The sequence below is a fragment of the Streptomyces sp. genome (assembly GCF_031181705.1).
Classification (GTDB): domain Bacteria; phylum Actinomycetota; class Actinomycetes; order Streptomycetales; family Streptomycetaceae; genus Streptomyces.
Map to the genome: position 1 here is coordinate 1 of NZ_JAPSKN010000065.1, position 3,836 is coordinate 3,836.

Here is a 3,836-nt window from a genome sequence, read left to right on the forward strand (position 1 = left end):
GGTCCGCAGGTCCAGTCCGTGCCGCCGCAGGGCCTCCGACGGCACCGCACGGCCTTCGGCCCGACCCCGTGCAGGGCCCGGGTGGCGGGCTCGCCGATCCCGGCGGGCTAGGTTTCCCTCCGGGCACGTCGGCCGCGGCCTCCGCCGCCGCCCGTGCCGCGGCGAGCCGCTTCGGGGCGCGGTCGAACCAGGACGCCCGCGTCAGAGCGTTCGACTCCTTGCCGGAGACACCCGCCAGCGGGACTCGGAATCCGGCCGGCGCCCCCTCGCGCAGCGGCGGCTCACCGGCGGCTCACCGGCGGGATGCGCGGCAGCCTGGGCCGCCGCCTCCTGTGGCGGCGGGCACCACCGAACCGGACCGTCCTGCCTGACCGAGGTGAAGCGCCTGCCCCCCCGGCACGGCGCAGGCCGCCACCGCCCCGGCCTGCGTCACCTCCCCGGTCTCCGGCAGGAGAGCGCGGCCCTGCGCGGCCGGCGCAGGTGGTCATGGCCGGAGTCCGGCGCAAGGGCCGCACCGCAGCGAGGAGTTGAGGGAGCGCTCCCACAGCATGCACGATGCCGCCATGACCACGTCTTCGATCATCCGCCCCTACCGCCCGGAGGACCGTCCGGCCCTGGACGACATCTGCGTCCGCACCGCGCACAACGGCGGGGACAGCCGCCCCCACTACGCGGACCCGGGAATCTTTCCGGCCACCTTCGCGGCCCCCTACGTCCACCTGGAGCCGGAGCTGGCCTTCGTGCTGGACGACGGGCGGGGTCAGGCCGTCGGGTACATCCTCGGCACCGCCGACACCGCGCGCTTCGCCGAGGACTTCCGCACCACCTGGCTGCCCCTGGTCGCCGAACGCCATCCGGAGCCGCTCGGGCGGCCGCGCACCCCCGACGAGGAGATCGCCCACCTGCTGCACCACCCGGAACGGATGGTGGTGCCCGAACTGGCGGCCTACCCCGCGCACCTCCACATCGACCTGCTGCCGGCCTGGCAGGGCCGCGGGCACGGGCGCCGGCTGATGCGGACGTTCCTCGCGACGCTCCAGGACAGAGGCGTACCGGCCGTGCACCTCGCCATGGCCACGGCCAACACGCGGGCCAGGGCCTTCTACGACCGCATGGGGTTCCACGAGCTCCACGTCCCCGAGCCCGGCTCGGCCACGTACCTGGGACGCGGCACCACGGGGCTCGACCGGCTCTGACGGACCCCGCGTCCTGGGCGGCTGCGACCGTCGAGCGCGTCGAGCGCGTCGAACGTCTCGAGCGCGTCGAACGTGTCGAACGCGCCAGGGGGCGCCGATGTGGCGCAAACGCACATTGCCGCTCCGGATCGTCAGGCGCAGCCTGTGCTGTGCGGGAGCGCTCCCACGCGCTCCCGCTCTCCCCACGAGAAGCACACCGAAGGTACGGCAACCCCCACATCGGAAGTAGGAGATCATGAATTGTCATGGGCATGGCATTAAGGGTCCCGGGCTGAGGTCACGTCCGAAGCTCGCGCTGAGCGCCCTGGCCGCCGCGCTGCTCAGCCTGCTCCCGTGGAGCGGCACGGCCGTCGCCCACGGCTCCGTCGTCGACCCCGCCTCCCGCAACTACGGCTGCTGGCAGCGCTGGGGGAGTGACTTCCAGAACCCGCAGATGGCCCAGCTCGACCCGATGTGCTGGCAGGCGTGGCAGGACGACCCCAACGCCATGTGGAACTGGAACGGCCTCTACCGCAACGGCTCCGGCGGCAACTTCCAGGCCGTGGTCCCCAACGGCCAGCTGTGCAGCGGCGGCCGGACCGAGGGCGGCCGGTACGACTCGCTCGACGCGGTCGGACCCTGGAAGACCACGGACGTCACCGGCAACTTCACCGTGAAGCTGCAGGATCAGGCCGGTCACGGCGCCGACTACATCCTGGTGTACGTCACCCGGCAGGGCTTCGACCCCACCACCCAGCCCCTGACCTGGAACGACCTCCAACTCGTCGCCCGCACGGGCAAGTACGCGCCGAGCCAGAACTACTCGATCCCGGTGAGCACGTCGGGCCTGAGCGGCCGGCACGTCGTGTACACCATCTGGCAGGCCTCGCACATGGACCAGACGTACTTCCTGTGCAGTGACGTGAACTTCCGCTGACCTGCGCCTCCCCGCCGGCGCGTGCGTCCGGCGGGGCCCGGGTGTTTGCCGGGTCCATGAGAGTTCTCCGAAAAGTATCGAGACACCTGAACACACCGGTGCTCCCGTACGTATGGGGCGAGGGGATTTTCATGCCCGGCACGCCACAAGCGCAGGAGAGCACCCTTGGCACGCAATTCGCGAAGACGCCCTACCGGCAAACGACGCGCGACCTTCGCCGCGTTCGCGCTGATCCTGGGCGGAGGCGGCCTGATGGCCGCGAACGTCTACGCCTCGGCCACGGACGGCGGCTGGGACGGTGAGGACGCCCGGACGCGCTCCGGCACGGGGGCTCCGGCCGGGGGCGCGACGATCGACTGCCCGGACGTCGGCACCAAGCTGACCTCGGTCCCCGAACAGGCCAGGGCGGAGGTCGACAAGGAACTCGCCCTGCTGGACGAGCAGATCGCCCAGGCCTACCAGCGGCTGACCGCCTCCGCCCAGCAGATCCAGCAGGACTCCGGCTTCGCCGACAGCGCGATCGTGAACCCGTTGAAGGACAAGCGGGCCGCGACCCTGGAGCGGATCGCCATCGCCATCGACCGCGTGGGGGACCGGCCCGAGGGGCTCGACGCCCTCGCCGGCTGCACCCTGCGGGAGTCCGGCAACCAGGCTCCCGCCGAGGGCCAGGACGGCGGTGGCGAACAGCCCGGCCAGGACCAGGGCGAGGGAGAGCGCAACGACCAGGAGCAGGGCCAGGGCGCGAACGGCGGGCAGGCGGGCAACGGCCCCGTCGCCGCCGACTTCGTGGACATCAAGAGCGTCCAGCCGAACGTCAGCACCCCCCGCCCGGAGGGCAACGCCTCCCGCGGCTCGTTCGCGACCAGTTGCGGCGTCAACGAGAACGGCCTGTTCAACTCGGACAACGTCATCGTCGCTCCGGGTGTGACCAACGGCGCCCACCACTTCCACGACTACGTCGGCAACCAGGCCAACGACGCCTTCGCCAGCGACCAGGACCTCGCGAACGCCGAGACCAGCTGCGTCGACCGGGGCGACAAGTCCTCCTACTACTGGCCGGTGCTGCGCCTGCAGAACGGCACGCAGGAACAGGACGCCCAGAAGCCGGGCGGTGGCATCGAGGGCAACGCCGGCGAGATCGTCACGCCGAAGCAGGTCACGCTGGACTTCGTGGGCAACCCGCGCGACAAGGTCACCGCCATGCCGCGGCTGCTGCGCATCATCACCGGCGACGCCAAGGCGTTCGTGAACGGCCCGGCCAACGCCAACGCCTCCTGGAGCTGCACCGGTTTCGAGGACCGGCAGCTGAAGGACAAGTACCCGCTGTGTCCGCAGGGCAGTGACGTGGTGCGCACCTTCAAGTTCCAGAGCTGCTGGGACGGCCGCAACATCGACAGCGCCAACCACCGCACCCACGTGGCGTTCGCGGACGCCGCCGGCGCCTGCCCGTCCGGCTTCCGTCCCATCCCGCAACTCGTGCAGCGCATCGTCTACGACGTCGACGCGCCGAGCCTGCGGGACGGAGGCCGTACGACACCCCTGTTCGCGGTCGACTCCTTCCCGGAGCAGCTGCACAAGCCGGTGACCGACCACGGCGACTTCATCAACGTCTTCGACGAGAGCCTGATGAAGAAGATGGTCGACTGCATCAACGACGGCCGCACCTGCGGCGCCGGGGCGGGCGAGGAGCCGGGCCAGGAGGAGCCGGGTCAGGGTGAGGAGCC

The 3,836-nt window shown here is 71.4% G+C and carries 3 protein-coding genes; all 3 read left to right on the forward strand.

The window, feature by feature from the left end; all coding sequences use genetic code 11:
- The first annotated feature begins 563 nt into the window (after positions 1-563).
- The gene (locus tag RIN80_RS14705) at positions 564-1,196 is read left to right on the forward strand and encodes a GNAT family N-acetyltransferase (RefSeq protein WP_309096030.1); all 633 of its coding nucleotides are present in this window, start codon (positions 564-566) and stop codon (positions 1,194-1,196) included.
- Between the two features lie 235 nt (positions 1,197-1,431).
- A complete protein-coding gene (locus tag RIN80_RS14710) occupies positions 1,432-2,112 on the forward strand; it encodes a lytic polysaccharide monooxygenase (RefSeq protein WP_309096031.1) in 681 nt (226 codons plus the stop codon).
- Positions 2,113-2,364: 252 nt separating this feature from the next.
- The coding region (locus RIN80_RS14715) for a DUF1996 domain-containing protein (protein WP_309096054.1) at positions 2,365-3,836 on the forward strand (1,472 nt) is incomplete at its 3' end.

Coding starts and splice junctions, on each gene's coding strand:
- RIN80_RS14705 (WP_309096030.1), top strand. CDS start 564: ATGACCACGTCTTCGATCATCCGCCCCTACCGCCCGGAGGACCGTCCG.
- RIN80_RS14710 (WP_309096031.1), top strand. CDS start 1,432: ATGAATTGTCATGGGCATGGCATTAAGGGTCCCGGGCTGAGGTCACGT.